The sequence below is a fragment of the Iamia sp. SCSIO 61187 genome (assembly GCF_019443745.1).
In the GTDB taxonomy this organism is placed as follows: Bacteria; Actinomycetota; Acidimicrobiia; order Acidimicrobiales; family Iamiaceae; genus Iamia.
In genome coordinates, this window is the sequence record NZ_CP050948.1 from 2,659,133 (window position 1) to 2,685,422 (window position 26,290).

Here is a 26,290-nt window from a genome sequence, read left to right on the forward strand (position 1 = left end):
ACGTGGTTCCCGGCCCAGGGAGTCGGACCGCCTGCCGGTGCCTGGCACCGGTGGGCGGGTCCACCCTCCGGCTCAGCCGCCCTGGCGGCCTCCGGCCTCGTCGGGGGCGAAGAGGTGGACCATGCTCGCGGTCTGGCTGCCGGTGGCCACGAGAGCGCCGTCGGGCGTCCAGGCCGTGAAGCGCCCGTGGCCGTAGCCGGCGGCGGCCAGCTCGCCCTGCAGGTCGAGGAGCAGCCACTCGGTCGGCGGGAGGGCGCCGAAGCGGAGGGAGTTGTCGAGGCTGAAGCCGCCGCCCATGCGGCCGACGGCGTGGGCCAGGGCCGGGGGCACCATGTCGGCCAGGTAGGCCACGCCCGCCGGGGTGAGCTCCTCGATCCCGCGCAGGCGCGCCCAGAGGCGCAGGGTGCCGGAGGGCGGCGCCTCGCCGAGCGGCGCCGCCCTCCGGTACTCGAGCCGGCGGCCCTCGCCGACCCAGTCCTCGTCGGCCGGGCCGAAGGGCATCGGGGCGCTGTCGTCCGGGGGCGAGACGGCCGGCATCGGCACGTACTGGCCGGTGAGCCCGCCGGGGCGGGGGTGGGCGGTGGACCCGAGGGCGCAGAAGGTCAGCCGGTCGCCCACGTGGGCCCGCACGTCGAGCTGGGCGATGCGCCCGCCGAGGGCCAGCTCGGTGGTCTGGAGCTCGATGACGTCGCCGACGTGGGCCGGGGCGATGAACTGGGTGACGACCCACAGGGCGTCGCGCTGGGTCGCCGCTTCCATGGCGAGGACCGACGCGGCGACGCCGGTCCCGCCGTAGAGGGCTCCGTCGACGCGCGCCAGGGCGGGGGTGAGCGTGAACGAGCTGGCGCCCGCCGTCGTCCCCGGGCGAAGGGGGATCAGCTCCTGGTCCCCCGGTCGCGGGTGGGTCGTCTCTGCGGGGGTGACGACCTCGGTCACGTGATCAGGGGGTCGCGGGGCAGGCCGAGGATGCGCTCGCCGATCTGGTTGCGCTTGATCTCCGACGTCCCCCCGGCGATCGACATGCCCCGGTGGATCAGCACCATGAAGTTGCTCATGGCGGCGGCACCATCCATGAACGGGACGTCGGCCCCGTGCAGGGCGGTCTGGATGGCGACGGCCTCGTGACCCAGCTCGGAAAGGATCAGCTTGGTCATGGCGCCCTCCGGCCCCGGCCCGCCACCGGCCACCGCCCGGAACACGCTGCGCAGGTTCAGCAGGCCCATGCCCTGCTCGGTGGCGGCGTAGCGGCCCACGCGCGCGGCGCCGCCAGCGAGGCGGTCGGGGTGGGCGTCGAGCAGGGCCACCAGCGCCGAGGCCGGCGTGGCCATGCCGCCCTGGCCGCCGCCGATGCTCACGCTCTCGTTGCCGAGCGTGGCCCGGGCGACGGTCCAGCCGCCGTCGACGGGCCCGACCACGTCGTCGTCGGGGACGAAGACGTCGTTGAAGAAGACCTCGTTGAACTCCGAGCCGCCGGTCGTCATCTTGAGGGGCCGGACCTCGACGCCCTCGGCGTGCATGTCGACCACCACCATGGTGATGCCCTGGTGCTTGGGCACGTCGGGGTCGGTCCGGACGGTGGCGAAGCCCATGCCGGCGACGTGGGCACCGGAGGTCCAGACCTTCTGACCGTTGATCTTCCAGCCGCCCTCCACCCGGGTGGCGCGGGTCTTGACGCCGGCGGCGTCGGAGCCGGCGTCGGGCTCGCTGAAGAGCTGGCACCAGATCACGTCCTGGTCCAGCGCGGGCCGGACCCAGCGGGCGACCTGGTCCTCGGTGCCGAACTGGATCAGGGTGAGGATCACCCAGCCGGTGATGCCGTACGCCGGCTTGGTGATGCCGGCCGCCTTGAGCTCCTCGGCCACGACGAGCTGCTCGACCGGCCCCGCGTCGCGGCCGTAGGGCTTGGGCCAGTGGGGCATCACGTAGCCGGTCTCGATCAACCGGGTCCGCTGGTCCTCGGCCGAGAGGCCCTTGATCTCCTCGGCGAACGCCCGCACCTCGGCGCGGATGGCGTCGGCCTCGGGGGGCAGCTCGACGGCCTTGGCCCGCGTCACGCCGGCACGGGTGAGGTCCGTCAGCTCGGCGGCGACGGCCTCGGGGTCGAGGATCGCCAGCAGGGTCGTGGCCCGGCGCATGAACAGGTGGGCGTCGTGCTCCCAGGTGATGGCGATGCCGCCGTGCACCTGGGTGCTGAGGTTGGCGCACAGGTCGGCGGCCGGGGCCGCCAGCGTGACGGCCACGGCGGCGGCGTAGGTGAGCTGGTCACCGCCGGTCGAGGCGGCCCGGGCGCCGTCCCACACGGCGCTGGTGGCCAGCTCGGTGGCGACGGCCATGTTGGCGCAGTGGTGCTTGACGGCCTGGAACATGGCGATGGGCCGACCGAACTGGATCCGCTCCTTGGCGTACGCCGCGGCCATGTCGGTGCACTCCCGGGCCACGCCGACCGCCTCGGCCGCCAGCAGCAGCCGGGCCAGGTCGACCAGGGTCCGGCGGGCGCCGGGGATGACGGTCGCCGCCGCCCCGTCGAGGGTGACGCGGGCCGACCGGCGGGTGGGGTCGAGGTTGGCCGGGACGTCGACGGCGACACCGTCGCCGACCGCGACCACGGCGACGTCGTCACCCGCCGGGATCAGCAGCACCTGGGCCAGCCCCCCGCCCAGGACGGCACCGGCGTCGCCCGACGCCGTGGCCCCGTCGACGGTCACGGTGCCACCGAGGGCGACGGCGCCGGTCAGCTCCCCGCTGACGAGCCCCGGCAGCAGCCGGGCCCTGGTGTCGTCGTCGGCGACCGCCGACAGCACCGCGCTGGCGATGACGGTCGGCACGAACGGGCCCGGCGCCACGGCCCGGCCCATCTGCTCGACGACCACGACGAGCTCCTCGATCCCGAAGCCCGAGCCACCGTGCTCCTCGGCGACGTGGAGCCCGAGCCAGCCGAGCTCGGAGGCGTCGGACCAGGACGAGGGCAGGCCCTCGTCGGCCCCGTCCAGCAGCTGGCGGGCCTCGGCCCGGGCGCCGCGCTTCTCGAGGGCGGAGCGGGTGACCGACTCGAGCTCGAGGTGGTCATCGGTGATGGCGATCGACATGGGGGTCTCCGAGGGCTACTTGGGGGCGAAGCGCTGGCCGGCGTCGAGACGGATCGTGCCGCCGTTCAGCATGGGGTTCTCGACGATGGCGGCGACGAGCTTGGCGTACTCGCCGGGCCGCCCCATCCGCTTGGGGAAGGCGGCGTCCTTGGTGAGGGCGGCCTCGACCTCGTCGGGGATGCCGGCGGTGAGGCCGGTGGCGAAGAGCGACGGGGCGATGGTGACGGCACGGATGCCGAGCGACCCGAGGTCGCGGGCCATGGTGAGGGCCATGCCGGCGATGCCCGCCTTGGCCGCGGTGTAGGCGACCTGGCCGATCTGGCCCTCGAAGGCGGCGATCGACGCCGTGTTGATGATGACGCCGCGCTCGTCGTCCTCGGGCTCGTTGCGGCTCATGGCGTCGGCGACCAGGCGGCTGATGTCGAACGCCGAGATGAGGTTGAGCTCGATGATGCGGCGGAAGTCCGCCAGCGGGTGCGGGCCCTCCCGGGTGAGCGTGCGCTTGGCGATGCCCCCGCCGGTGGTGTTCACCGAGACGTGCACGCCGCCGAGGGCCTCGACGGCGCCGGCCACGGCGGCTGCCGTCTGCTCCTCGTCCATGACGTTGCACGCGAAGAACGGTGCGTCGAGCGCCTCGGCCACCTCGGCGCCCCGCGACGTCGGGAGGTCGACGATGGCGACGTCGGCCCCCCTCTCCCGCAGCAGCTCGGCGCTGGCCTTGGCCATGCCCGAGGCACCGCCGAAGACGATGGCCTTCTTGCCCTGGATCTCCATGTCAGCGTCCCCTCCAGACGGGCGTGCGCTTCTCGACGAACGCCATCGATCCCTCGCGCGCGTCCTCGCTGGCGAACACGGAGGCCTGCAGCTCGGCGTGGCGCGCCCAGACCTCGGCCGCCGGCTCGAAGGCGGCCCGGCGCAGGAGCTCCTTGGTCGCCTGCACGCCCAGCGGCCCGTTGGCGGCCACCCGCTCGGCCAGGGCGACGGCGGCGTCGAGGACCTCGGCGGCGGGCACGGCTGCGTTGATCAGCCCGAGGCGGACCGCCTCGGCGGCGTCGATCGGGTCACCGGTGAGGGTCAGCTCCAGCGCCTTCGCCAGCGGGATCCGCCGGGAGAGGAACATGCCGCCCCCCGCCGCGAACAGGCCCCGCTTGACCTCGGGCAGCCCGAAGCGGGCGTCGGCGGCGGCGACCACCAGGTCGCACGCCATCAGCAGCTCGAACCCGCCGGCGAGGGCCGTCGCCTGGGCCGCGCCGATCACGGGGGTCGCGGCCTCGCCGCGGGACATGAAGCGCCCGAAGGTGGCCATGTGGGCCTTGTCGTCCTCGCTGGGCGCCAGGTCGCCGCCGGCGAAGGCGGCCAGGTCCATGCCGGCGCAGAACGACCGGTCCCCGGTGCCGGTGAGGACGACGGCGCGGACGTCGGGGGTGGCGTCGGCCTCGCCGATGGCCCGGCCGATGCCGGCCATCACGGCGCCGTTGAGGGCGTTGCGCTTGGCGGGGCGGTTGATGCGCACGACCAGGACAGCGTCGCGCCGCTCGGTGATGACCTCGGGCTCGTCGGGGGTCTCGGGCATAGTGCCGTTACGCTAGTCGGTACAGATCAGGGGCGTGGGGCCCCGGCATTCGTCAACTCTTCTGACGCTCGGCGGTAGCCTCGTGACGATGGCCACCGAGGGCGTCCGCCCCAGCTCCCGCGCCGCCCTGGTGGACGCCGCCTTCGAGGAGTTCTCCACCAAGGGCTACGAGGCGGCCACCGTGGCGGGCATCGCCGAGCGGGCCGGCGTGACCACCGGTGCGGTGTACGCCCACTTCTCGGGCAAGCTCGACCTCCTGATCGCCACCGTGGGCCTGGCCCCGGTCGAGGCCATCCTCCGCACCGCGGGTGACATCGCCACCCTCCCGTGGGCCGAGGCGTCGAAGGTGATCATCCGGTCGATGACCACCCGCCCCGACCGGCGCCGGCTGCTGCTCCTGGACGTCATCGTCGTCGCCCGCCGGGACCCGCAGGTGGCGGGGATCCTCCAGCGCGGCCTCGGCCGGTACCTCGACGCCATGACGACCACCAACGACGAGGCCGTGGCCCACGGCCTGATCGAGCCGGCGGTCAGCACCGACGACCTGGCCCGGGTCATGGCCCTGCTCTCCATGGGGATGCTGGTCTTCGCCGCCCTGGAGGAGGCGCCGCCCTCCGACGTCGCCTTCGCCCGCCTGGCCGACCTGCTGCTCCGATCGGCCGGGTCCGACGACGACCGCTCCCCCGCCCTGGCCCGGGTGCGGACCCGGGCGGCGGCGGTCGACGAGGCGCGCCACTCGCTCCACGCCGGCATCGCCGAGGCGGTGGCCGAGGGCCACAGCCTCCGCCAGGTGGGTGCCGCCGCCGGGATGTCCCACGAGCGCGTCCGCCAGGTGCTCCGCCAGGCCGACACCCGGGGCGACGAGCGGGTCGCGGGCCGGTCCGCCTCGCCCGGCGACGGTCCCTAGCGGACCGCAGGGCGCCGGCGGAGGTCGTCGGGCCCGATGACCGCAGGGAGCGGTGTCGGAACGACATTCCATGGTCGGGGGGCCGCACTCCTCCCCCGCTGCGGCGTCTCGAACGAGCGGGTCGGGGCCGACGGTCAGCCGACCGCCTCGCCCTCGACGAGGACCCGGCGGCGGCCGTCGCCGGGGGGCGTGACCGGTCGCGCCATGCCCGGGGCGGCGACGGCCGCGGCGACGGCGAAGGCCGCACCGACGGCGAAGGCGAGCGGGAACCGGTCGAGGTCACCGGCGTAGAGCGAGGCGAGGATCGTGATGCCGAAGACCACGCCGAGCTGGCCGGCGAGGCGCTCGGCGGCGCCGGCCATGCCCAGGTCGCCCTCGTCGACGGCGTCGGCCAGGGCGGTGCTGATCGCCGGCCGCAGCAACCCGTAGCCCGTCCCCTGGAGGACGAACCCGCCGACGACGACCATCGGCAGCGAGTCGAGCGCCGAGCCCGTCGCCAGGCCCGCCATGCCGAGGCCGAGCACGACGCAGCCGGCGAGGGCCGAGAGCCGGGCGCCGACCCGGGCCGTCACCCGGCCCCCGACGGGTGACATCACGGCGAACAGCACCGGCCGGATGCTGAGGATGGGCACGGCGCTGGTGAGCGAGTAGTCGAACTGTTGCACCACCAGGAGCGAGGCCAGGAAGAAGCCCCCCATGTACGAGGCCCCGGTGAGGAGCGTCACCACCAGGGTCGAACCGGTCGACCGGGCGCGCAGGAACGCCAGGGGCACCAGCGGCGCGGGGCTCCGGCGCTCGACGCCCACGAACGCGGCCAGCCCGGCCACCGCCACCGCCGAGAGCGCCAGCGTCCAGGGGCTGAGGATCCCCCACCGGCGTGCCTCGCTCGCCACCACCAGCAGCGGCCCGATGCCGATCGCCAGGCTGGCGGCACCCGGCACGTCGAACCGGGCCGCCCGCCGGGGCGTCTCGCGCAGGATCGCCCACGAGGCCGCGACCGGCAGCACCATCAGGGCCGCCTGGAGGAGGAAGAGGGTGGGCCAGCCCAGCACGTCGATGGCCGGGGCCCCGATGGTGAGGCCGACGACGGGGGCGCCGGCCGAGATCATCGACCACCAGCCCATGGCCTTGGCCCGGCGCTCCCCGACGTGGACCGCGTTGATCAGGGCCAACGAGCTCGGCATCGTGCTCGTGCCGGCGATCTGGCCCAGGGTCCGCCAGGCGATGAGGGCGGGAGCGCTCGTCGCCGTGGCGCTGAGGGCGGTGAAGGCGACGGCCAGGGCGAACCCGGTGAGGAAGACCCGCCGGTGGCCGTGGAGGTCCCCCAGCTTGCCGAGGATGGGCAGGGCCAGCGCCGAGCCCACCATCGGCAGGGTCAGCACCCAGGCCAGGGTCGTCTCCGTGCTGCCGAGGTCGTCGGCGATGGTCGGGATCGCCAGGGTCAAGATGGTGACCGGGAAGGTGGTGGCGAAGAGGCCCGACAGGGCGACCAGGAGCACGGCGCGGGGGTAGCGGCCGCCCTGCTCGATCCGCGCTCCGATCCGCGTCCGGACCGCCGAGGGCCGAGGGATCCGGTCGGGCCGGGGCCCTCCGCCCGAGCTCATGCGGCGGCGGCGGCTCGGCGGGAGGTCACGCTCCGACGGTACGACGCCGCCGCCGTCGCCTCCCAGGTCACACGACGCTGAGCTGCACGGTGATGTTGCCTCGGGTGGCGTTGGAGTAGGGGCACACCTCGTGGGCCTGCTCGACGGCCTTGCGGGCGTCCTCGGCGGAGGCGTTGGGCAGGCTGACGTCGAGGTCGACGGCCAGGCCGAACGGGAAGGTCTCGGTCGAGCCGAGGTGCACGGTGGCCGACACCGCGGAGTCGGCCGTGTCGATCCCTCCCTGGGCGGCGACGAGGCGGAGCGCGGAGTGGAAGCAGGCGGCGTAGCCGGCGGCGAAGAGCTGCTCGGGGTTGGTGGCCGCACCCGGACCGCCCAGCTCGACCGGCAGGCGGACCTCGGCGTCGACGAGCCCGTCGTCGGAGGCGACGTGGCCGTTGCGGCCGTCGCCGGTGGCGTGGGCGGTGGTGCTGTAGAGGACGTTCATCTCGGTCATGCCCCGCACTCTATTGTGCACAATTGGATTGCGTGCGCGATAATCTCGGCACCATGGCCCGCCACCCCCAGCTCGAGCTCGACCTCCAGCTGTGCTTCCCCCTCTACGCCGCCTCCCGCGCCCTCACCCGGGCCTACGGCCCCCTCCTCGAACCGGCCGGCGTGACCTACCCCCAGTACCTCGCGCTGCTCGCCCTCTGGTCCGGCCCCGGGAGCCAGACCGTCGGCGAGCTGGGCCGGCGCCTCCGCCTCGACTCCGGCACCCTCACCCCCCTGCTCAAGCGGCTCGAGGGCGCCGGCCTGGTGACCCGCCGGCGCGACCCCGACGACGAGCGCCGCGTGGTCGTCGCCCTCACCGAGGCCGGCGACGCCCTCCAGGACGACCTGGCCCACGTGCCCGGCGCCCTCGTCGAGCAGCTCGGGCTCACCTTCGAGGACGGCCTCGCCCTCCGCTCGCTGGTCGATCGGCTGATCGCCAACCTCGATGCCGCCGCACCGACCACCCCCGCCGACCCCCAGGACCCCTCATGAGCGACGACCGCATCCGCACGATCGGGCGGTGGGCGCTGGGCGGCGCCCTCGTCGTGGCCGGGACCGGCCACCTCACCGCCCAGCGGGAGGAGTTCCAGGCCCAGGTGCCCGACTGGTTCCCCGTCGGGGCCGACGCCGTGGTGGTCGCCTCGGGCGTCGTCGAGATCACCCTCGGCCTGGCCCTGCTCCTCCTGCGGCGCCGGCGCACCGCCGTCGGGTGGGTCGTCGCCGGCTTCTTCGTCGTGATCTTCCCCGGCAACGTCGCCCAGCTGGTCGAGGGCACCGACGCCTTCGGGCTCGACAGCGACCTGAAGCGGGCCCTCCGCCTGCCCTTCCAGCCCGTCCTGGTCGCCTGGGCGCTCTGGTCGACCGGCGCCTGGCGGGAGTGGCGCTCCACCCGCCGCTGAGCGCTCAGCGGTCGGGCGCGAACGTCGTCAGGTCGCGCTCGGCGTCACGCCGGCCGGCGTCCCGCAGACCGCGGCGTGCCGGTGCGACCCGATCGTCAGTGGCCGGTGTGTCCTCCCGCCATGTCCCAGCACGGGTCGTCGTGCGGCGCCGGCCCCCCGGCGAGGAGGCAGGGGTGGTGGTTGACGAAGACGTCGGGCTCATGGGTCCAACCGGGGACGATCCATGCGTGGACCATCCAGTAGTCGTCGAGGTGGAGGTTCACCCCGTTGAGCTGCGCGCACCCCTCGTCGGTGCGGCCCTGGCCGCGGAACTCCACGGTGTCCCGATCGAAGCAGAGACGCGGGTGGACGTGCCACCAGTCGTTGCCGCCGGCGAAGCCGGCCGGGGGGTGGCCGTCGACGGACCTGACGTACCACGCCATGCCGACCAGACGGGCGGCCGGCCCGTTCCCGTCGTACATCAGGAACTCCGGCTGGGCGGGATCGAACGTCTCGTCGATGATGCTGCCCTCGAGCACCGGCTCGAGGGGGTCGAAGTCCGGGTCGTCGAAGTGGTGGGCGCCGAAGTCCTGGACCCGCACGTGATGGGTGCCCATCCCGGCGACGTACGGGACGACCTGGTGGAAGCCGGCCGCTTCGGCCTCGCCTGCGGTGGGCCACTGGTTGACGTACGCGAGGGCGGCGTCGAGCTGCACCGAGACGGAGATGCAGTCGTCCCAGGAGAGCATGCCCTTGGTCTGACCGTCGTAGGCGCCGCCGTCGTCGTCGCCGTGGCCCCCGGCGTGGCCGCCGTCACCGCTGGAGTGGCACCACCACGGGCGGGTGTCGGGCGACGTCTCTCGGTGCTCCTGCGCCGCGACGTAGTACTGGCAGCTGGAGGCCACCAGAGCCACCGCGGCCGCCACGCAGGCGATCGGGATCGAGCGGTGGGTGCGACGTCGTCGGAGCATCGGGCTGCCCTTTCGTTCCTCGCGGTGTCGCGACGGTACCAACAGCCCGCGGGCCGGTCCACCGTCTGGGCGTTCCACGATCCGCCGTGACCCCGACCGTGACGGACAACGGGTCCCGCGGCGGTGATCGACGAGTGGGCATCGGCGACCTCCGGGGCCCTGACGGTCGGGTCAGCGGGGCCAGTCGGGGGCGCGCCGCTCGAGGAACGCGGTCATGCCCTCGACCATCTCGGGCGACCGGATGGCGTCGGCGAAGAGCCCGACGTCGGCGGGGCGCAGCTGGCCGTTGAGGTCCTTCTTGACCGCGGCCCGGGCGGCCGGTCCGGTGCGGGCGATGCCGTCCAGGGCCGCGGTGGTGGCCGCGTCGAGCTCCTCGTGGGGCACGACCCGCCCGACCAGACCCATGGCGCCGGCCTCGGCCGCGTCGACCTCCCGGGCGGTGAAGAGCAGGGTCTTGGCCCGGGGCAGCCCGACGGCGGCCACCAGCCGGGAGACGAGGAAGGGGTCGGGGATGCCCCGGAGGAGCTCGGGGGCACGGAACCGGGCCCGGTCCGAGGCGATGGTGACGTCGCAGTGCAGGGCCAGGACGAGGCCGCCGGCGTGGGCCAGGCCGTTGATCCGGGCCACCCACACCTTCGAGCACCGCTCGATGTGGCGGAACGGGAACTGCTCGGTGGGGTCCCACTCGGCGGCGAGGCCCTCGGGGTCGGCCGACTCCCCGGACATGTCGCCGCCGGCGCCGAACCACTCGTCGGTGCCGGTGAGGCAGACGGCGTCGAGGCCCGCCTGCTGGTCGGCCCAGGTCGCCGCCCGCTTCAGGGCCCGGTACATGTCCTGGGTGAAGGCGTTGCGGCGCTCGGTCCGGTCGATGCGGAGGTGCAGGACGCGCCCGTCGAGGTGCACCGCCAGGTGCGGCGAGCCGAGGTCGGGGGCGGCGAGCGGGAGGTCGGCGGCGGGGCTCACAGGCCGTAGATGCGGGCCGCGTTGGCGTGCAGGACCTTGTCGAGGACGTCGTCGGGCAGGCCGCCGAGCGCCCGGGTGGCGTAGTCGCGCGGGCGCTGCGCCGGGGTGCGGGGCCCGGGGTGCTGGCACGTGGGGTGGGGGTAGTCGGTCTCGTAGAGGATGTTGTCCGGGTAGCGGCGGAGGGCCTCGACGGCGGCCTCCTCCTCGAACCAGAAGCACCCGTAGATCTGGCGCTGGAAGTACTCGCTGGGCAGCAGGTCGTACTCGGGGTGCTCGTCGCCGACGCCGCCGTTGCGCCACTGCCAGTCGCAGGTCTCCAACATGGCGGGGATCCAGCCCACGCCGGACTCGACCGACACCAGCCTCAGGTCGGGGAAGCGGTGGCAGACGCCCCCGAAGATGAGGTCGGTCACGCAGCGGATGTTGTCGAGGAAGATGAGCGACGACACCTTGGCGAAGTTGGTCATCCACCCCATCTCGGCGACGTCCTCGAACTGGGTGCCCATCGACCCACCACCGACGTGGAAGCTGACCGAGAGGCCCGCCTCCTGGGCCGCCGCCCACAGGGGGTCCCAGTGCCGGTGGGCCAGCGGCGGCATGCCGTGGTCCGACGGCTGGTTGCAGAAGTTCACGGCGCGGTGACCCTTGGCGTGGCAGCGGTGGAGCTCGGCCACGGCCAGGTCCACGTCCCAGAACGGGAGGGCCGTCACCGCGACCAGGCGGTCGGGGGCGACGCTGGTCCAGTCGGTCAGGAAGTCGTTGTAGGCCTGGACGCAGGCCAGGGCCAGCGAGCGGTCCGAGAGCGTGGTGAAGTACCCGTTCCCGAACCCGCCGACGTTGGGGTACAGGACCTGGGCGTCGATGCCCTCGGCGTCGAGCAGGGCGACGCGCGCCTCCGGCTCGTACATCGACGGGGCGATGTCGTCGTAGGTCTCGGGGATCGACGCCGGCAGGACCCCGTCCCACCCGGCCATCGAGTAGAAGCCGGGGGCGCCGATGAAGCCGCCGTCGGCCATCCACACGTCCTTGCCGTCGATGCGCTCGATGTGGGGGACGCGGTCGTGGAGGCGGGCGGGCATGCGGGACGTCCACACGTCGGCCGGTTCGGTCAGGTGGGTGTCGACGTCGATGACGCGGAAGCGGTCGAAGAGGTCGGTCATGGGGGCTCCGGTGTCGGGTCTCGTCGGATGGGGTGGTGGTCAGGTGCCGACGGGCCGGTCGGCGATGGTGCCGTCGGCGCGCAGGCGGTCGATCTCGGCGGCGTCGAGCCCGAGGAGCTCCCGGAGGATCTCCTCGGTGTGCTCGCCGAAGCACGGCGCCGGGCGGTGGGCCCAGCGCTCGACGCCGGTGAGGCGGAAGGGCTGGGTCGGCAGCGGCAGGGGTCCGGCGACGGGGTGGTCGACGGTCTCGTGGTAGCCCCGGGCCCGGAGCTGCGGGTGCCGGGGCACGAGGCGGGGGTCGCGGGTGGGGGCCGCGGGCACGCCGACCGCGACCAGCTCCGAGACGGCGGCCTCGACCGACCGCGGTGCCGCCCAGGCCCGGATGACCTCGTCGATCCGGTCGTGGGCCACGGCCCTGCCCCGGTGGTCGGCGAGGGCGGGGTCGGCGGCGAGGCCCGGCGTCCCTCCGTCGAGCACGGTCGCCAGCGCCCGCCACTGCTCGTCGGTCTCGACCGACACGGCGAGCCAGGCGTCCTCGGCGTCGGTGGGGTACAGCCCCTGGGGCGCGGCGCCCGGTGAGCGGTTCCCGTCCCGCTGGAGGACGATGCCGTGGGCGGTCCACTCGAGCACCGGCTCGGCGGCCACGGCGAGGGCGGAGTCGAACATGGCCGACTCGACGTGGGCGCCGACCCCGGTGCGGTCGCGCTCGGCCAGCGCCGCCAGGGTGGCGACCACGGCGTGGAGCCCGCCGTTGGGGTCGCAGGGCCCCCGCTGGATCCGGGGCGGCCCGTCCAGGTGGCCGGTGAGCCAGGCCAGCCCCGAGGCCTGCTCCATGTTCTGGGCGAAGCCGGGGCGGTCGGCCCACGGGCCGTCGAGGCCGTAGGCCGGCATCCGCACCAGGATCGCCCGCGGGTTGGCCGCCCGGATGGCGTCCCAGCCGAGCCCGAGCTTGTCGAGCACGCGCGGGGTGAAGTTCTCCACCACCACGTCGACGTGCTCCACCAGGCCGAGGGCCAGCTCCCGGCCCCGCTCGCGGCCGAGGTCGAGCACCAGGCCCCGCTTGGCCAGGTTGACGGTCAGGAAGTAGTTGCTCAGCTCCCACCAGCGGTCGCGGTCGGCGAAGGAGGCACCGACCATGCGGATGCCGTCCATGCGGTCGGGTCCCTCGACGTGGATCACGTCGGCCCCGAGGGCGGCGAGGAGGGCGGTGGCCGCCGGGCCCGCCCACCAGGCGGTCAGGTCCAGGACCCGGAGCCCGTCCAGCGGGCGGCCGGCGAGGTCGGGTCGGGTCACCTCCGGGGCGCGCGACGGGGTCCGCCACGTCGGCGGCGACGCCGCTGTCGACGGGGGCGCCGGCGCCGGGCCGGGGGGCGGGGCGGGCTCGCCGTCGATCAGCCACGGCCGGCGGGGCGCCCGCCCCCGCCCGCTGGCGAGGTCGACGAAGCTCGACCGGGCCGCGGTGTGGTCGAGCTCGGTCACGGTGCGTCCGTCGCACACCGGCGCGACCGGCACCCGCCGCTCGACCGCCAGGGCGAGGATCTCGGCCGAGGTCCGCTCCCCCATCCACCCGGCGACGACCTCGTGCCACTCCTCGGCCCGGGCGAGGCGCTGGCCGATCAGCATGTACTCCCCGCTGTCGGCCAGGTCGTCGCGCCCGATCATGCGGAGGAACCCGTCGATCTGGTGCGGGGCGTTGGTGTTGAAGCCGATCCAGCCGTCCGCCGTCCGCTCGATCGACGGGATCTCCCGGTTGCGCACCGGCCCGACCGGTTCGGCCTCGGCCCCGGACTGCACGGCGTGGAAGACGTCGAGGTAGTTGCTGGCCCCGAGGTTGGCCACCTCGGCGAGCGACAGGTCGACCAGCCCGCCCGGTCCTCCCGCCCGCCGACCCCGCCAGCAGCAGAGCGCGACGGCCGCGGCGTAGGTGCCGGCCAGCCACTCCGAGGTCCGCCCGCCCATCTGGATCGGCTCCTCGTCGGCGGCGCCGCGCACGGCGAGCGCCCCGCTGTCGGCCTGGAGCGTGAAGTCCGTCGCCGGCCGATCCCGGTCGGGCCCGTGGAGCCCGTAGGGGGTGATGGCCACCACCACCAGGCCAGGTTCGCGGGCGGCGAGCTCCTCGACCACGGCGCGCTCGTCGCCCACCGGGCTGGCGAGCACGACGTCGGCGCCGAACCCGGCCATGGCCTCGGCGTCGAGGGGGCTCTCCGGGGCGACGGCTGCCTGCCCCTGGCGGAGGTACTCGAAGAGGGGGCCACAGCCGTCGACCGGCTCCGGGCCCTGCGTCCACGACCGGAAGGGGTCGCCGCCGACCGGCTCGACGTGCACAACCTCGGCGCCCGCCTCGTGGAGCAGCAGGGCGGCGTACCCGCCGGGGATGCCCGAGGACAGGGCGAGGACCCGCGGGCCGTCGCCAGCCATCACGTCGATCCTCCGGGCGTCTGCATCCGGGGTCGGACGGTACGGACCGCCAGGGTGACGGTCGACACAAACCGGGCCGTCGGTCCGCATGGTGGACCGACGCTCGGGGGCGGCTTCACTGGCGACGTGCGCAGCGTCGCCACCGCCCTGCGGATCTTCGAGGTCATCGCCCGCCGGCAGCCGATCGGGCTCAGCGCCCTGGCCCGGGAGCTCGACGTGCCCAAGTCCACCGTCCAGCGGGGGCTGGTCACCCTGGCCGACCGGCGCTGGATCGTCCAGGACCTCCTCGGCCAGGGGCGCTGGTCGGTGTCGGCCCGCCTCGCCGTGCTCGCCGAGCCGGAGCCGACCCTCCAGACCGCCCGGGCGATCGCCCGCCCCCTCCTCCCCGGCCTCCGGGACCGCACCGGAGGTCCGGCCGCCCTGTTCACCATCGACGGGGACCGCATGGCGATGCTCGACGGCTACGCGGGCATCGTGGCCGACCTCGAGTCGCAGCGGGGGCCGTTGCCCATCCACGCCAGCGGCGCGGGCCGGGCGATGCTCGCCGCCCTCCCGGTCGCCCGTCAGCGTCAGATCGTCGCCCTGCTCGAGGAGCGGGGCCTGACGGCGTACACGCCCCTCACGGTCACCGACGGCGCCACCCTCCTGGCCGCGATCGGCGAGGCCCGGCGCGAGGGGTGCGCCATCGTCGTCGACGAGTACCTGCCCCGCGTCGCCACCGTCGGCGCCGCCATGACCGGACCGGACGGTCTGCCCATCGCCGCGGTCGCCGCCATCGTCACCGCCCCCTCCCCCACCCCGGCCGAGCTCCGCGCCGTCGGCCGGGAGGTCGCCGCCGTGGCGACCACCGTCTCGCGCCAGCTCACGGCCCCGTGACCGATGAGATCGGTGCGCGGGGATCGTCCGACCCATCGCCGACCGACACGAGGAGCGTCGACGTGGACCTGACGACAGACCGCTGGCCCGTGACCCGATGACCACCGTCCACGCCAACGGCGTCGCCCTCGGCATCGAGTCGTTCGGGGCCGAGGACGACGCGCTCGTCCTGCTCGCCGGAGGGACGACGATGCTCTCCTGGCCCGACGCCCTCTGCGAGCGGCTCGCCGCCGGCGGGCGGCGCGTGGTGCGCTACGACCTGCGCGACAGCGGAGCGTCGACGACGGCGGACCCCGACGCGCCGAGCTACACCCTGCGCGACCTCGCCGCCGACGCCGCCGCCCTCGCGACCGCCCTCGGCGGCACGTCCGCGCACCTCGCCGGCATCGGCGTCGGGGGGATGGTGGCCCAGGTGGCCGCTCTCGACCATCCCGGCGCCTTCTCGGCGCTCACCCTGGTCGGCACCCGCCCGGTCGCGCCGGGGCCGCCCGACGACGACCTCCCCGACCACGACCGGGCGACGATGGGCCGGCTGTTCGCCCGCCCGATGCCGGACTGGACCGACCGCGACGCCGTCACCGCGTTCGCCGCCGCCGGCGCCGAGATCCTCGGCAACGACCCCGCCGTGGCCCGCTCCGTCGCCGGGCGCATCTGGGACCGCACGCCCGACACCGCCGGCCCGGTCCAGATGGCCAACCATCTGGGCATGGTGTTCTCCACGCTCGACTGCACCCCGCGCTGGCGCGAGCGCCTGCCCGGGATCGACGTCCCCACCCTCGTCGTCCACGGCCTCCGGGACCCGTTCTTCCCCGTCGGCAACGGCGAGGCCATCGCCCGCGAGATCCCCGGGGCACGCCTCCTCGTCCTCGAGGACGCCGCCACCGCCATCCCCGATCGGGCGGTCGGCGAGGTGGCCGAGGCGATGCTGGCCCTCGGGTAGTGCACGTCCCGCGACCGGGGGCCGGGCCGGGGTCCCGCCCGAGGGTCGATTGCCGGACCCGGGATGGCGTGGTCAACTGGAACGAGTGGGTGGATCGACCGGTGAGGGCGTGACCGCCACCGGTCCGGGACCGGTGGTGACGATCCTCGGCACCAAGCTGCACCCGCCCCGACGGCGCCCGACCCTCGTCGGGCGGCCCCGGCTCGAGGCCGCCACCTCCCGCAGCGCCCACTCTGCGCTCACCCTGGTGTCCGCCCCCGCCGGGTTCGGCAAGACCACCCTCGTCGCCGACCGTTGGGGCGAGGGCCCGAGCACGGCGTGGCTGTCGCTCGATCGCGGCGACGACGACCTCGTCCGGTTCTGGACCTACGTCGTCGCCGCCCTGGCGACGGCGGCGCCGGACCTCAGCGATGACGCGACCGGCCTGCTCGGAGCACCCGGCACGCCGATCGAGGCCGTCGTGGCCACGCTCATCAACGACCTCGAGACCGTCGCCTCGGAGGTCGTCTTGGTCCTCGACGACTACCACGTCATCGAGCAGGTCGAGATCCACGACTCGGTGGCGTTCCTGTTCGAGCACCTGCCGGTCCAGGTCCGGGTCGTGATCGCCACGCGCTCGGACCCCCCGCTCCCGTTGGCGGCGATGCGGGCCCGGGGCGAGCTGCTCGAGATCCGCGCCGCGGACCTCCGCTTCACCGCCGACGAGGCGGCGTCGTACCTCAACGGGGCCATGGACCTGGCCCTCGGGGCCGACGACATCGAGGTGCTCGGGGCCCGCACCGAGGGGTGGATCGCAGCCCTCCAGCTGGCGGCGCTCTCGCTGCAAGGCGGGCGCGACCCCACCGCGTTCATCGCCGAGTTCGCCGGCGACGACCGGTTCATCCTCGACTACCTCGCCGACGAGGTGCTCGAGCGCCAGACCCCCGAGATCCGCCGGTTCCTGCTCGAGACCTCGATCCTCAGCCGGCTCACCGGTCCGCTGTGCGGGGCGGTGACGGGCCTCGACGGGGCCAAGGCCACCCTCGACGGCCTCGATCGGGCCAACCTCTTCGTGGTGCCCCTCGACGACCGACGCACCTGGTACCGCTACCACCACCTCTTCGGCGACGTCCTCCGCGCCCGGCTGGTCGACGAGGACCCGGGCCGCGTCCCGGAGCTGCACCGCCGCGCCAGCGACTGGTACGCCGCCCACGACGAGCCCCACGAGGCCATCGCCCACGCCCTCGCCGGCGGCCGCTTCGACCGGGCCGCCGCCCTCATCGAACGGACCGCCCCGGCGATGCAGCGGGCCCGCCAGGAGGCGGTGCTGCGGCGATGGCTCGAGGCCCTCCCCCGCGAGGTGTACGCCGACCGACCGGTCCTCACCGTCTTCCTGGTGGGGGCGCGCATGGCGACCGGCGAGGCGACCGGGTGCGACGAGCTGCTCGACCGGGCCGAGGCCCGCCTCATCCGGAGCGATCCCCCGCTCGTCGAGAGCGAGGTCGAGCGCCGCCGCCTGCCGGCCATGGTGGCCGTGCACCGGGCCGGCCTGGCCCTCCTCGCCGGCGACCTCGACGGGACCGTCCGCCACGCCCGCCGGGTCCTCGACCTGGCGAGCGACGACGACCCCCTCCAGCGGGGCGCAGGGTCGGCGCTGCTGGGCCTGGCCCACTGGAGCCGGGGGGACCTCGACACGGCCCGCCAGCGCTACGTCGAGTCGGTCGCGTGCTTCGAGGCGGGCCGGTTCCTGCCCGACGTCATGGGCTGCTCGATCGCCCTCGCCGACATCCAGACCACCCAGGGCCGCCTCCACGACGCCCAGCGCACCTTCGCGTCCGCCCTCCGCCACACCGCCGACGAGCCCGGCCTCCGCGGCGCCGCCGACATGCACGTGGGGCTGAGCCTGCTCGCCCTCGAGCGCGACGACCTCGTGGCCGCCGCCCAGCACCTCGACGCCAGCGCCGAGCTGGGGGAGCACAGGGGCCTCCCCCAGCACCCCTACCGGTGGCGGGTCGCCGCCGCGCTGCTGCACCACGCCCACGGCGACGACGACGCCGCCCTCGAGCTGCTGACCGAGGCCGAGCGCCTCTACGACACCGACTACTCGCCTCGCGTGCGACCGGTCAGCGCCATCACCACACGGGTCCGGATCGCCCGGGGCGACGTCGCCGCCGGTGAGCGGTGGGCCGCCGCCCACGGCCTGAGCGCCACCGACGAGCCGACCTACCTCCGGGAGCTCGAGCACATCACCCTGGCCCGGCTCCTGCTCGCCCGGGGGACGATCGACGCGGCCGAGGAGGCCGTCGGCCTGCTCGGCCGGCTCCTCACCGCCGCCGAGCAGGGCGACCGCGGGGGCAGCAGCATCGAGATCCTCGTGCTGCTGGCGGTCGCCCACCGCGCCGCCGGTCGTCGGGACGAGGCCGTCGGTCCGATGGAGGTGGCCCTGGCCCGGGCCGAGCCCGAGGGCTACGTCCGCACGTTCCTCGACGCCGGGAGCGGCGCCATCGACGTGCTCCGCTCGCTCGACGGCACCTCCGGGCGACGAGCCGCCCGGCTCCTCGCCGGCGCGACGTCGGCCGTGACCCCCGCCCGGAGGCGGTCAGCCGGACCCGACGAGCTGAGCGAGCGCGAGGTCGACGTGCTCCGCCTCCTCCGCAGCGACCTCAGCGGCCCCGACATCGCTCGCGAGCTCCACGTGTCGCTCAACACGCTGCGCACCCACACCAGGCACATCTACACCAAGCTCGGCGCCACCAACCGGCGCGAAGCCGTGAGCCGGGCCGCCAGCCTGGGGCTGTGACCGGGACCCCGACGGGGGCCGAGGACGATCACCGCGAGGATCGCCAGATCATGTGATGTGGGCTCACCAGGCCCGTCCCTACGTTCACCCGGTGCCCCCCGATCGCCCCTCCCCCGAACCGTCATGTGGGCGACCGACTGCTGAGGACGCCCCCGCCGAGCGCTACGAGGTCCGCGTCCGCGGGCGGCTCGGGAGCCGGTGGGCGGCGTGGTTCGACGGGATGACCCTGATCGACGCCGGCGACGGCACGACCGTCATGCGCGGCGCACTCGTCGACCAGGCCGCCCTGCACGGCCTGCTCGAGAAGCTCCGCGACCTCGGCATCACCCTGCTGTCGCTCACCCGCCTCGGGCCGGACGCGCCGCCCGAGCGCCCCGCCCTCCCACCTGACCAGACCGGTCCCACCCCGCCAGGAGCAACCCCATGATCACCGTCACCGGACTCACCAAGCACTACGGCGCGCGCACCGCCGTCGACGACCTGACCTTCACCGTGGCCGCCGGCCGCGTCACCGGCTTCGTCGGCCCGAACGGGGCCGGCAAGTCGACCACGATGCGGATGATGGTCGGGCTCACCCGTCCCGACCGGGGCGAGGTCCGCTACGACGGCGTCCGCTACGCCGACCTGCGCCACCCGGCCCGGGTCGTCGGGGCCGTGCTCGACGCCCGCAGCATGCACCCCGGTCACACCGCCCGCAACCACCTCCGGGCCATGGCCGCCACCAGCGCCATCCCCGGCTCCCGGGTCGACGAGGTCCTGGCCGACGTCGGCCTCGAGTCGGCCGCGGGGCAGCGGGTCGGCGGGTTCTCGCTGGGCATGCGCCAGCGCCTGGCCCTGGCCGGCGCCCTCCTCGGCGATCCCCGGGTCCTGCTCCTCGACGAGCCGTCGAACGGCCTCGACCCCGACGGCATCCGGTGGCTGCGCCACCACCTCACCGACTTCGCCCGCCGCAGCGGCTCGGTGTTCGTGTCGAGCCACCTGATCAGCGAGCTCAGCATGTTCGTCGACGACCTCGTCGTCGTCGGCGGTGGCACCCTGCTGGCGGCCGAGACCCTCGCGGCCGTCACCGCCCGCCAGGCCGCCACCGTCGTCGCCGAGACGCCCCGCCCGGCCGACCTGGCCCGGGTGCTCGCCGGCCCCGACGTCACCATCGAGACCTCCGGCGACCGACTCCTCGTCCGGGGCGCCACCAAGGCGACGGTGTCCCAGCTGGCGTTCGAGAACGGCATCCGCCTCGTCGGGCTCAGCGAGATCGCCCCGTCGCTGGAGGAGACCCTCCTCGCCCTGACCGGGGCGTCGGCCGAGTTCGCCTCCGCCTGACGCGGCCCCGCCCCACCCAACCCACCGACCCGACAAGGACCCCGACCATGCCCACCACCACCGCACCCACCCCGTGGATCACCGCCGACCACTCGGCCGTCCGCACCCGATCCGACGACGTCCGAGCCATCCCCGCCGCCCTGCGGAGCGAGTGGATCAAGCTCACCGCCCTCCGGGCCAACACGGTGATCCTCGCCCTGACCGCGGCGATCAGTGCCGTCATCGCCGGTGTCCTGGCGTCGACGGCCACCGACCCGACGCTCACTGCCTCCGAGCTGTTCATCTACCCGCTCCCACTCGTGGCCGTCCTCGCCACCGTCACGGGGGTCCTCATGTTCACCGGCGAGGCCCAGCACGGCACCCTGGCCGTCGCCCTCGCCGCCCGCCCGGCCCGCTGGGTGATCGTGACGGCCAAGACGACGACGGCGACGGCGACCGGGCTGATCCTCGGCGCCATCGGCATGGTCGCCGGGTTCGGCGGGGCCGCGGCGGGGGGCGTCGACCTCGGGAGCGCGTCCGCCCTCGCGTCCCGCGCCCTGTGGGCCCTGCTGTACATCGCCCTGGCCGCCCTGCTCGGGCTGGGTGTGGGGATGATCGTCCGTCACAGTGCGGCCGCCATCTCCGGCCTCCTCATGTGGTCGTTCGTGATCGAGAGCCTCTTCGCCCCGGCGCTCCCCGAGGGTGTCCGCCACCTCCTCCCCTTCAGCGCGGGCTACCGCCTCCTCGACGCCGGGCCGAGCTTCGAGCCTCCCGTGGTCATCGCCACCGAGCTGGCCCGGCCGCAGTACGCCCTCATCTTCGGGGGCTACGCCGTGGCCAGCCTGGCCATCGGGACGCTGCTCCTCTACCGGCGCGACGCCAGCTGATCGCGCTGGGCCCGTTCGCTCAGCCGCGACGACCGGTGAAGTACTTCTTCCAGTTCTCGGCGGCCGTCGCCAGCTCGGGCCGGTCGGCGAAGACGGGCTGCATCTTCTCCCAGGCCTGCTCCTGCTTGTACGGGATGAACTCCCGCGGGAAGTAGCCCTCGTGGGGCCGGTAGCCCTTCAGGATGCGGCGGGCGACGGTGGCCTTGTGCACCTCGTCGGCCCCGTCGGCCAGGCCCATGGTGGGGGCCGAGGCGTACATGTCCTGGAGCGGCGTGAGGTTCGTCGTCCCCAGCGATCCGTGGATGTGGAGGGCGTCGAAGCTGATCTCCCGCAGGACCCGGGCCATGGTGAACTTCACGCCGGCGATGTCGGTCCGGGCCTCCTGGGTGGAGGTCTGGTCGATCTTCCACGCCGTCTCGAGCACGTAGAGCCGCAGCATCTTGAGCTTGACGTAGGACTCGGCGATCTTCTCCTGCACCATCTGGTGCTCGCCGATGATGGCCCCGTGCGACTCCCGGGACAGGGCCCGCTCGCACATCATGTCGAGGGCCAGGGTGCACTGGGCGATGGTGCGCATGGCGTGGTGGATGCGCCCGCCGCCGAGGCGACGCTGGGCCAGGATCTTGGCCCCGTCCTCGGGGCCGAGGAGGTGGTCGAGGGGGACGCGCACGTCGGTGTACTTGATGTGGTTGTGGTTCCGGGGCTCCGGCATGATCTCGACGCCCGGCGTCTCCCGGGGCACCACGAACATCCCGTTGGTGCACATGACGAAGAGGATGTCGGCGACCCGGCCGGCGGAGGTGAACCACTTCTCGCCGTTGATGACCCACTCGTCGCCGTCGCGCACGGCGTGGGTCTTGAACAGGTTGGGGTCCGAGCCGCCCTGGGGCTCGGTCATGGAGTAGGCCGAGAACATCTCCTGGTTCAGGAGGGGCTCGAGCCACCGCTTCTTCTGCTCCTCGGTGCCGTAGGCGGCCAGCATCTCCATGTTGCCGGTGTCCGGGGCGGCGGCGCCGAACAGCTGGGGGGCGGCCGGGTAGCGGCCGAGGATCTCGTTGACGAGCGCCAGCTTCAGCTGGCCGAGGCCGGGTCCGCCCAGCTCCTCGTCGAGGAACAGCGCCCACAGCCCCTGGTCCCTGACCTCCTGCTGGAGCTCCTTGACGTAGGCCCGCACGGCGGGGTCGGGCAGCCGCACGGCGTGGGGGAAGACGTGCCCGAGGGGCTCGACCTTCTCCTCGCAGAACTGCTGGATCCAGTCCAGCTTCTGCTGGAACTCGGGGTCGGTCGAGAAGTCCCACGCCATGGCTGCGCCTCCTGATAATGCGAGTGCATTTACCTTAGCGGCGGAGCAGGCGCTTCGTCTGGTCCGACACCGGGGCGGCCAGCAACGCCGTGACCAGGTCGGTCAGGTGGCTGGTGAACAGGCGGTGGTCTCGGCGGCCCGTCCGGGAGCGACGGGCCAGCTCCGACACGGTGAAGCGGAGCGAGTCGAAGCGCCGGTGCAGCCGGACCGCCTCGGGGCTCAGCAGCGGCTGGGCCAGGTCCCGCCACCGGCCGTAGCTCGAGCCGGCCAGGGCGTCGAGGTCGAAGGTGGGGTTGGGCCGGTTGAACAGGTCGGCGCAGAGCTGGAGGTAGCCCGGGCCCCCGTCGACGTCGAGCTCGGCGGCCAGCGGCCGGACCAGCGCCGCGCACAGGGCGCGGAGGTCGCTCCCGCCCTCGGACTCGTAGGCGTCGAGCAGGTCGTGGCGGCGGGCCTCGATGGCGACGTCGTGCTTCTCGAGCACCGCCCGGATCAGGCCCGTCCGGCCCCCGAAGTGGTACTGGATGGCGCTGGCGTTGGTGGAGCCGGCCGCGGTGTTGATCTCGCGGAGGCTGACCACGTCCGAGCCGCGCTCGGCGAACAGCCGCTCCGCCGCGCTGATGAGGTGGTCGCGGACGGGGCTGGACATGGCGCCCGTTCTACTGACTGCGACGGGCCGGGGGACGGAGGCCGGGGCCCGCGCCGTACGATCGAGCGTCATCGACGAGAGCGACACCGCCGGATCCCCGAAGCGCCCGACCCGGTCGGGTCGCTGGTGGCCCGACGACGACGTCGGCGAGGAGCCCGACTACCGGTTCTCGCTGGCGAACGAGCGCACCTTCCTGGCCTGGGTCCGGACCTCGCTGGCCCTGCTGGCCGGCGGGGTGGCCCTGCACGAGTTCGTCGAGCCGTTCTCCGTCGCCGGCGGGCGCCGGATCCTGGCCCTGACGGCGATCGCCACCAGTGCCGCCGCCGTCATCCTGGCCTACCGCCGGTGGGTCGCGTCCCAGCGGGCCATGCGCCTGCTCAAGCCCCTGCCCACCCACCTCGGGGTGCCCCTCGTCGCCGGGCTGATCACGCTGCTCGCCGCCGGGTCCGCCGCCCTGGTGCTGATCTCGTGAACCCGACGCAGCAGGCGCGCACCGTCCAGGCCTGGTCCCGCACGTGCAGCGCCACGATCGTCCTGGTCCTCGTCGGGGCGCGCCTCGCGTTCGTCCGGGGCGTCGGGCCCGGCGTCGTGGCCGTCGTCGTCCTGGTGGCGGCGGCCGCCATCGCCGAGCTCGGCCACCGCCGCGCCGGGCTCATCGTCGGCACGACCCCGCCGCCCGCCCTCCACGGGGGGACGGCGCTCGCGCTGGTGGGCACCGTGCTCGTCGCCGACGTCCTCGGGATCGTGCTCCTCTTCAGCTGAGCCGCGGCTCCGCGCCCGCGCTCCCCGGCGCCTCGACCGCAGGAGCGGCCCTCATCCCGGCCCCTCGTTCGTCGCGCGCAGCCGGCCGGCGACCCAGGTGAAGGGCTGGTCCGCGTCGCCCGGCGTGTGGTGGACCTCTCGGCGCGCGGCGACGACGTCGACGGCGGCCGGTCCACCGAGGAGCTCGACCACGTCGTCGCCGTCGTGGCGGCGGACCGGGAGGCCGGAGCAGTGGGTCGGCCCATCGGGGGCGAAGGTCCCGATGACGAACGCGCCGCCCGGCGGGAGCGAGCGGCGCATGAGCCGGACGTAGGCGGCACGGTCCGCGTCGTCGGTGAGGAAGTGGAGGACGGCGCGGTCGTGCCAGAGGTCCCATCGGCGGGGAGGGTCCCAGGCGAGGAGGTCGGCCTGGACGAGAGACACCCCGTGGGCGTGTCCGAGGCGGGCCCGGGTCGTGGCCAGGGCCACGGGCGAGACGTCGACGACCGTGACATCGCCGTGTCCCCTCGCGATGAGGTGGTCGACGAGCACCGAGGCGCCGCCCCCCACGTCGACGACGGCGGCTGCGGGCGAGGTGCTGAGGGCGTCGATCAGCTCGAGCGAGACCACCGGGACCGCCTGGTACCACGAGACGCCCTCGGCTCCCGACGATCGGTACCTCTCGTCCCAGTGCACGCTCATCGGGTCCCGCTCCCCGCCAGGGCCGGCTCCGGCCGGTCGGTGTCGTCGGCCAACCGCTCGGCATCGACCGCGAGGGCGACGATGGGGACGATCGCCAGGGCGACGACGCCCCCCAGGGCGGCGAGGAACCCGTAGGACGCGCCCGTCACGACGAAGCCCGATCCCAGACCGGCACCGGACCCGGCGACGGCGATGCACAGGTCGACCGCGCCCTGGGTGCGGGCCCGGATGGCGAGGGGGAGACCGCTGAGGATCGAGGTGCCGGCGACGAGCCCGAGGTTCCACCCCAACCCCAGGACGGCGAGGGCGATCGCCAGGCCGACGACGGAGCCGACGGGCATCACCGCGGCGAGGATCCCCGCGAGCAGGAGCATCATCCCGGAGCCGAAGCCGAGGGCCCGGGCGCCCAGCCGGTCGACCAGCGCGCCCGAGAGGGGCGAGGGGAGGTACATCCCGGCGATGTGGGCGGCGATCACCACGCCGGTCGCGCCGACGCCGTGACCGTGGTGCTTCATGTGGATCGGCGTCATCGTCATGATCGCCACCATCACGATCTGGGTGATGACCATGACCGCTCCTCCGGCGACGACGGCCCGCGCCGGCCAGGTTGCCGGCGCCGGCGCCGGCGCCGGATCGGCCGTCCCGACCTCCGCCGGCGTCGCGTCGGTGGCGAGCTGGCGGGCCAGGAGCAGGGGGTCCGGGCGCAGGCGGGTGACGAGCACCAGACCGGCGGCGCCGTAGGCGACCGCGGCGAGGATGAACGGTCCGGCCAGGCGCGGGACGTCGATCGCCTCGGCGAGGCCACCCATCGGTGTCACCAGGTTGGGGCCGACGACGGCGCCGAGCGTCGTGGCCACCAGCACCGTGCTGACCGCCCGACCGCGGCGCGCGGGGAGGGCCAGGTCGGCGCCGGCGTAGCGGGCCTGGAGGTTCGTGGCGGTGCCGGCGCCGTAGACGAGCAGGGCGACGAGGAGCAGTGGGGCCGAGTCGATGGCCGCTGCCACCACGATGACGGCAGCCCCGGTGGCACCGACCGCGTACCCGACCGCCAGCCCGGGGCGCCGTCCGTGCCGGTTCGAGATCCGACCGACGGTGACCGCCGCGGCCGCCGAGCCGATCGTGAAGAGGGCCGACGGGATGCCCGCCAGGCTGGTCGTCCCGAGCATGTCCTCGGCGAGGAGGGCCCCGACCGTGACTCCGGCGGCGAGACCCGCCCCCGACAGCACCTGGGCGAGGACGAGCGTCCTCAGGGTGTGGCGCTGGTGGGACGACTCCGACGCCCCGCTCACGCCGCCGCCCCGGGCTCCAGCGCGACACCGTCAGCCACCCACTCGGCGACACCGTCCTCCGAGGCGCGAGCGGCGAAGCCCCGATCGCGCAGCAGCCGGGCGGCGTCGTGGGAGAGGAGGCAGTGCCGCCCGCGGCAGTAGGCGACGATCTCGACGTCCGCGGGGACCTCGTCGAGGCGACCGAGGAGCTCCGCCAACGGGATCGACAGCGCGCCAGGCAGGTGACGAGCGGCGAACTCGTCGTCGGGACGGACGTCGAGCACCACGACCCGACCGGCGGCCGACGCCTCGAGCAGCTCGGAGCGCGACATCGAGACGAGGTCGTCGGACGGCAGGGCGGCGGCCACCTCGGCCCGGACCTCGGGGCGATGCGCTTCGGCGACGCGGCACAGCGTGGTCAGCAGCGACGCCACGTCGTCACCCGCCAAGCGGTAGATGACGCGCGTCCCGTCCCGCTGGGACGCGACCAGCCCGGCGGCCCGGAGCGTCTGGAGGTGGGCCGAGGCCGTCGTGAGGTTCAGGCCGGCGATCCCCGCGAGGTCCTGCACCCCCCGCTCCCCCTGGGCCAGGAGCTGGAGCATCTTCAGACGGGAGCCGTTCCCGAGCGCCTGTCCGGTGCGAGCGATCGCGTCGAACACCTCTTGCTCCACGCCCGACCTCCTTGTTCCATTGATCCGTGGATCATAGGAGGATCGGGTGGGCGTTGCGAGCGGCCGGCGACGATCACCGGGGCGCCG

26 protein-coding genes are annotated in these 26,290 nt (G+C 74.5%); 11 read left to right on the plus strand and 15 right to left on the minus strand.

The window, feature by feature from the left end:
• Window positions 1-72: 72 nt before the first annotated feature.
• From HC251_RS12755 to HC251_RS12770, 4 genes are read right to left on the minus strand one after another with little or no spacing between them, the layout of a single operon-like run.
• Window positions 73-936 (minus strand): acyl-CoA thioesterase II, encoded by an 864-nt coding sequence (locus tag HC251_RS12755; protein ID WP_219940995.1) that lies wholly within the window; start codon window positions 934-936, stop codon window positions 73-75.
• Window positions 933-3,086: an acyl-CoA dehydrogenase gene (locus tag HC251_RS12760; protein WP_219940996.1), complete on the minus strand. Its 2,154-nt coding sequence runs from the start codon at window positions 3,084-3,086 to the stop codon at window positions 933-935. Before HC251_RS12760 ends, HC251_RS12755 begins: the two co-directional genes overlap by 4 nt.
• Window positions 3,087-3,101: 15 nt before the next feature.
• Window positions 3,102-3,860, minus strand: coding sequence for an SDR family NAD(P)-dependent oxidoreductase (locus HC251_RS12765; RefSeq protein WP_219940997.1), 759 nt, complete (start codon window positions 3,858-3,860; stop codon window positions 3,102-3,104).
• Between the two features lies 1 nt (window position 3,861).
• Window positions 3,862-4,659 (minus strand): enoyl-CoA hydratase-related protein, encoded by a 798-nt coding sequence (locus HC251_RS12770; protein ID WP_219940998.1) that lies wholly within the window; start codon window positions 4,657-4,659, stop codon window positions 3,862-3,864.
• A gap of 88 nt (window positions 4,660-4,747) precedes the next feature.
• Between HC251_RS12770 and HC251_RS12775 the strand changes: the two genes are divergently transcribed.
• Window positions 4,748-5,566, plus strand: coding sequence for a TetR/AcrR family transcriptional regulator (locus HC251_RS12775; protein WP_219940999.1), 819 nt, complete (start codon window positions 4,748-4,750; stop codon window positions 5,564-5,566).
• A gap of 134 nt (window positions 5,567-5,700) precedes the next feature.
• Here HC251_RS12775 and HC251_RS12780 read toward each other — a convergent pair whose 3' ends face one another.
• On the minus strand, window positions 5,701-7,065 hold the full coding sequence (locus HC251_RS12780) for an MFS transporter (RefSeq protein ID WP_219941000.1): 1,365 nt from the start codon (window positions 7,063-7,065) through the stop codon (window positions 5,701-5,703).
• 172 nt (window positions 7,066-7,237) lie between these two features.
• Window positions 7,238-7,654: an organic hydroperoxide resistance protein gene (locus HC251_RS12785; protein ID WP_370651296.1), complete on the minus strand. Its 417-nt coding sequence runs from the start codon at window positions 7,652-7,654 to the stop codon at window positions 7,238-7,240.
• A gap of 41 nt (window positions 7,655-7,695) precedes the next feature.
• Here HC251_RS12785 and HC251_RS12790 point away from each other — a divergent pair, with 41 nt between their 5' ends.
• A complete protein-coding gene (locus HC251_RS12790; protein ID WP_304608271.1) occupies window positions 7,696-8,193 on the plus strand; it encodes a MarR family winged helix-turn-helix transcriptional regulator in 498 nt (165 codons plus the stop codon).
• Window positions 8,190-8,600, plus strand: coding sequence for a hypothetical protein (locus HC251_RS12795; protein ID WP_219941002.1), 411 nt, complete (start codon window positions 8,190-8,192; stop codon window positions 8,598-8,600). The genes HC251_RS12790 and HC251_RS12795 overlap by 4 nt, the downstream gene beginning before the upstream one ends.
• A 95-nt stretch (window positions 8,601-8,695) precedes the next feature.
• Here HC251_RS12795 and HC251_RS12800 read toward each other — a convergent pair whose 3' ends face one another.
• The 4 genes from HC251_RS12800 to HC251_RS12815 all read right to left on the minus strand — a co-directional run bounded on the left by HC251_RS12800 (window position 8,696) and on the right by HC251_RS12815 (window position 14,091).
• Window positions 8,696-9,550 (minus strand): hypothetical protein, encoded by an 855-nt coding sequence (locus HC251_RS12800; protein ID WP_219941003.1) that lies wholly within the window; start codon window positions 9,548-9,550, stop codon window positions 8,696-8,698.
• 171 nt (window positions 9,551-9,721) lie between these two features.
• Complete coding sequence (locus HC251_RS12805; RefSeq protein WP_219941004.1) at window positions 9,722-10,513, minus strand: enoyl-CoA hydratase/isomerase family protein; 792 nt, start codon at window positions 10,511-10,513, stop codon at window positions 9,722-9,724.
• Window positions 10,510-11,673: an amidohydrolase family protein gene (locus HC251_RS12810; RefSeq protein WP_219941005.1), complete on the minus strand. Its 1,164-nt coding sequence runs from the start codon at window positions 11,671-11,673 to the stop codon at window positions 10,510-10,512. Before HC251_RS12810 ends, HC251_RS12805 begins: the two co-directional genes overlap by 4 nt.
• 39 nt (window positions 11,674-11,712) lie before the next feature.
• Window positions 11,713-14,091 (minus strand): CoA transferase, encoded by a 2,379-nt coding sequence (locus HC251_RS12815; RefSeq protein WP_219941006.1) that lies wholly within the window; start codon window positions 14,089-14,091, stop codon window positions 11,713-11,715.
• Between the two features lie 54 nt (window positions 14,092-14,145).
• Here HC251_RS12815 and HC251_RS12820 point away from each other — a divergent pair, with 54 nt between their 5' ends.
• The 6 genes from HC251_RS12820 to HC251_RS12845 all read left to right on the plus strand — a co-directional run bounded on the left by HC251_RS12820 (window position 14,146) and on the right by HC251_RS12845 (window position 20,872).
• Window positions 14,146-14,967 carry an IclR family transcriptional regulator gene (locus tag HC251_RS12820; RefSeq protein WP_219941007.1) on the plus strand — a complete coding sequence of 274 codons (822 nt, stop codon included), beginning with the start codon at window positions 14,146-14,148 and terminating at the stop codon, window positions 14,965-14,967.
• A gap of 97 nt (window positions 14,968-15,064) precedes the next feature.
• Window positions 15,065-15,907: an alpha/beta fold hydrolase gene (locus HC251_RS12825; protein ID WP_219941008.1), complete on the plus strand. Its 843-nt coding sequence runs from the start codon at window positions 15,065-15,067 to the stop codon at window positions 15,905-15,907.
• Between the two features lie 109 nt (window positions 15,908-16,016).
• Entirely contained in the window at window positions 16,017-18,686 is a 2,670-nt protein-coding gene (locus HC251_RS12830) for a LuxR C-terminal-related transcriptional regulator (RefSeq protein WP_219941009.1), read from the plus strand.
• Between the two features lie 91 nt (window positions 18,687-18,777).
• Window positions 18,778-19,113, plus strand: a complete 336-nt coding sequence (locus tag HC251_RS12835; RefSeq protein ID WP_219941010.1) for a hypothetical protein — start codon at window positions 18,778-18,780, stop codon at window positions 19,111-19,113.
• The gene (locus HC251_RS26025) at window positions 19,110-20,006 is read left to right on the plus strand and encodes an ABC transporter ATP-binding protein (RefSeq protein WP_219941011.1); all 897 of its coding nucleotides are present in this window, start codon (window positions 19,110-19,112) and stop codon (window positions 20,004-20,006) included. The genes HC251_RS12835 and HC251_RS26025 overlap by 4 nt, the downstream gene beginning before the upstream one ends.
• Before the next feature lie 47 nt (window positions 20,007-20,053).
• Window positions 20,054-20,872 carry an ABC transporter permease subunit gene (locus tag HC251_RS12845; protein WP_219941012.1) on the plus strand — a complete coding sequence of 273 codons (819 nt, stop codon included), beginning with the start codon at window positions 20,054-20,056 and terminating at the stop codon, window positions 20,870-20,872.
• Window positions 20,873-20,891: 19 nt separating this feature from the next.
• On the opposite strand, the gene HC251_RS12850 is transcribed toward HC251_RS12845, so the two are convergent.
• A complete protein-coding gene (locus HC251_RS12850; protein WP_219941013.1) occupies window positions 20,892-22,175 on the minus strand; it encodes an acyl-CoA dehydrogenase family protein in 1,284 nt (427 codons plus the stop codon).
• Window positions 22,176-22,209: 34 nt separating this feature from the next.
• On the minus strand, window positions 22,210-22,821 hold the full coding sequence (locus tag HC251_RS12855) for a helix-turn-helix domain-containing protein (RefSeq protein WP_219941014.1): 612 nt from the start codon (window positions 22,819-22,821) through the stop codon (window positions 22,210-22,212).
• Between HC251_RS12855 and HC251_RS12860 the strand changes: the two genes are divergently transcribed.
• Together HC251_RS12860 and HC251_RS12865 are read left to right on the plus strand one after the other, a co-directional pair.
• Window positions 22,820-23,293, plus strand: coding sequence for a YidH family protein (locus HC251_RS12860; RefSeq protein ID WP_219941015.1), 474 nt, complete (start codon window positions 22,820-22,822; stop codon window positions 23,291-23,293). The genes HC251_RS12855 and HC251_RS12860 overlap by 2 nt on opposite strands.
• Complete coding sequence (locus tag HC251_RS12865; protein ID WP_219941016.1) at window positions 23,290-23,583, plus strand: hypothetical protein; 294 nt, start codon at window positions 23,290-23,292, stop codon at window positions 23,581-23,583. Before HC251_RS12860 ends, HC251_RS12865 begins: the two co-directional genes overlap by 4 nt.
• A gap of 51 nt (window positions 23,584-23,634) precedes the next feature.
• On the opposite strand, the gene HC251_RS12870 is transcribed toward HC251_RS12865, so the two are convergent.
• The 3 genes from HC251_RS12870 to HC251_RS12880 are packed head-to-tail and all read right to left on the minus strand — an operon-like array spanning window position 23,635 to window position 26,203.
• On the minus strand, window positions 23,635-24,264 hold the full coding sequence (locus HC251_RS12870) for a trans-aconitate 2-methyltransferase (RefSeq protein WP_219941017.1): 630 nt from the start codon (window positions 24,262-24,264) through the stop codon (window positions 23,635-23,637).
• Window positions 24,261-25,553, minus strand: coding sequence for an MFS transporter (locus HC251_RS12875; RefSeq protein ID WP_219941018.1), 1,293 nt, complete (start codon window positions 25,551-25,553; stop codon window positions 24,261-24,263). The genes HC251_RS12870 and HC251_RS12875 overlap by 4 nt, the downstream gene beginning before the upstream one ends.
• Window positions 25,550-26,203 (minus strand): metalloregulator ArsR/SmtB family transcription factor, encoded by a 654-nt coding sequence (locus tag HC251_RS12880; protein ID WP_219941019.1) that lies wholly within the window; start codon window positions 26,201-26,203, stop codon window positions 25,550-25,552. The genes HC251_RS12875 and HC251_RS12880 overlap by 4 nt, the downstream gene beginning before the upstream one ends.
• Window positions 26,204-26,290 lie beyond the last annotated feature (87 nt).

What these genes read in the sequence shown, in the direction of transcription:
- HC251_RS12855 (WP_219941014.1), bottom strand. Translation starts at nt 22,821, where the DNA reads ATGTCCAGCCCCGTCCGCGACCACCTCATCAGCGCGGCGGAGCGGCTG.
- HC251_RS12800 (WP_219941003.1), bottom strand. Translation starts at nt 9,550, where the DNA reads ATGCTCCGACGACGTCGCACCCACCGCTCGATCCCGATCGCCTGCGTG.
- HC251_RS12870 (WP_219941017.1), bottom strand. Translation starts at nt 24,264, where the DNA reads ATGAGCGTGCACTGGGACGAGAGGTACCGATCGTCGGGAGCCGAGGGC.
- HC251_RS12760 (WP_219940996.1), bottom strand. Translation starts at nt 3,086, where the DNA reads ATGTCGATCGCCATCACCGATGACCACCTCGAGCTCGAGTCGGTCACC.
- HC251_RS12860 (WP_219941015.1), top strand. Translation starts at nt 22,820, where the DNA reads ATGGCGCCCGTTCTACTGACTGCGACGGGCCGGGGGACGGAGGCCGGG.
- HC251_RS12815 (WP_219941006.1), bottom strand. Translation starts at nt 14,091, where the DNA reads ATGGCTGGCGACGGCCCGCGGGTCCTCGCCCTGTCCTCGGGCATCCCC.
- HC251_RS12845 (WP_219941012.1), top strand. Translation starts at nt 20,054, where the DNA reads ATGCCCACCACCACCGCACCCACCCCGTGGATCACCGCCGACCACTCG.
- HC251_RS12825 (WP_219941008.1), top strand. Translation starts at nt 15,065, where the DNA reads ATGACCACCGTCCACGCCAACGGCGTCGCCCTCGGCATCGAGTCGTTC.
- HC251_RS12770 (WP_219940998.1), bottom strand. Translation starts at nt 4,659, where the DNA reads ATGCCCGAGACCCCCGACGAGCCCGAGGTCATCACCGAGCGGCGCGAC.
- HC251_RS12775 (WP_219940999.1), top strand. Translation starts at nt 4,748, where the DNA reads ATGGCCACCGAGGGCGTCCGCCCCAGCTCCCGCGCCGCCCTGGTGGAC.
- HC251_RS12785 (WP_370651296.1), bottom strand. Translation starts at nt 7,654, where the DNA reads ATGAACGTCCTCTACAGCACCACCGCCCACGCCACCGGCGACGGCCGC.
- HC251_RS12810 (WP_219941005.1), bottom strand. Translation starts at nt 11,673, where the DNA reads ATGACCGACCTCTTCGACCGCTTCCGCGTCATCGACGTCGACACCCAC.
- HC251_RS12765 (WP_219940997.1), bottom strand. Translation starts at nt 3,860, where the DNA reads ATGGAGATCCAGGGCAAGAAGGCCATCGTCTTCGGCGGTGCCTCGGGC.
- HC251_RS26025 (WP_219941011.1), top strand. Translation starts at nt 19,110, where the DNA reads ATGATCACCGTCACCGGACTCACCAAGCACTACGGCGCGCGCACCGCC.
- HC251_RS12850 (WP_219941013.1), bottom strand. Translation starts at nt 22,175, where the DNA reads ATGGCGTGGGACTTCTCGACCGACCCCGAGTTCCAGCAGAAGCTGGAC.
- HC251_RS12795 (WP_219941002.1), top strand. Translation starts at nt 8,190, where the DNA reads ATGAGCGACGACCGCATCCGCACGATCGGGCGGTGGGCGCTGGGCGGC.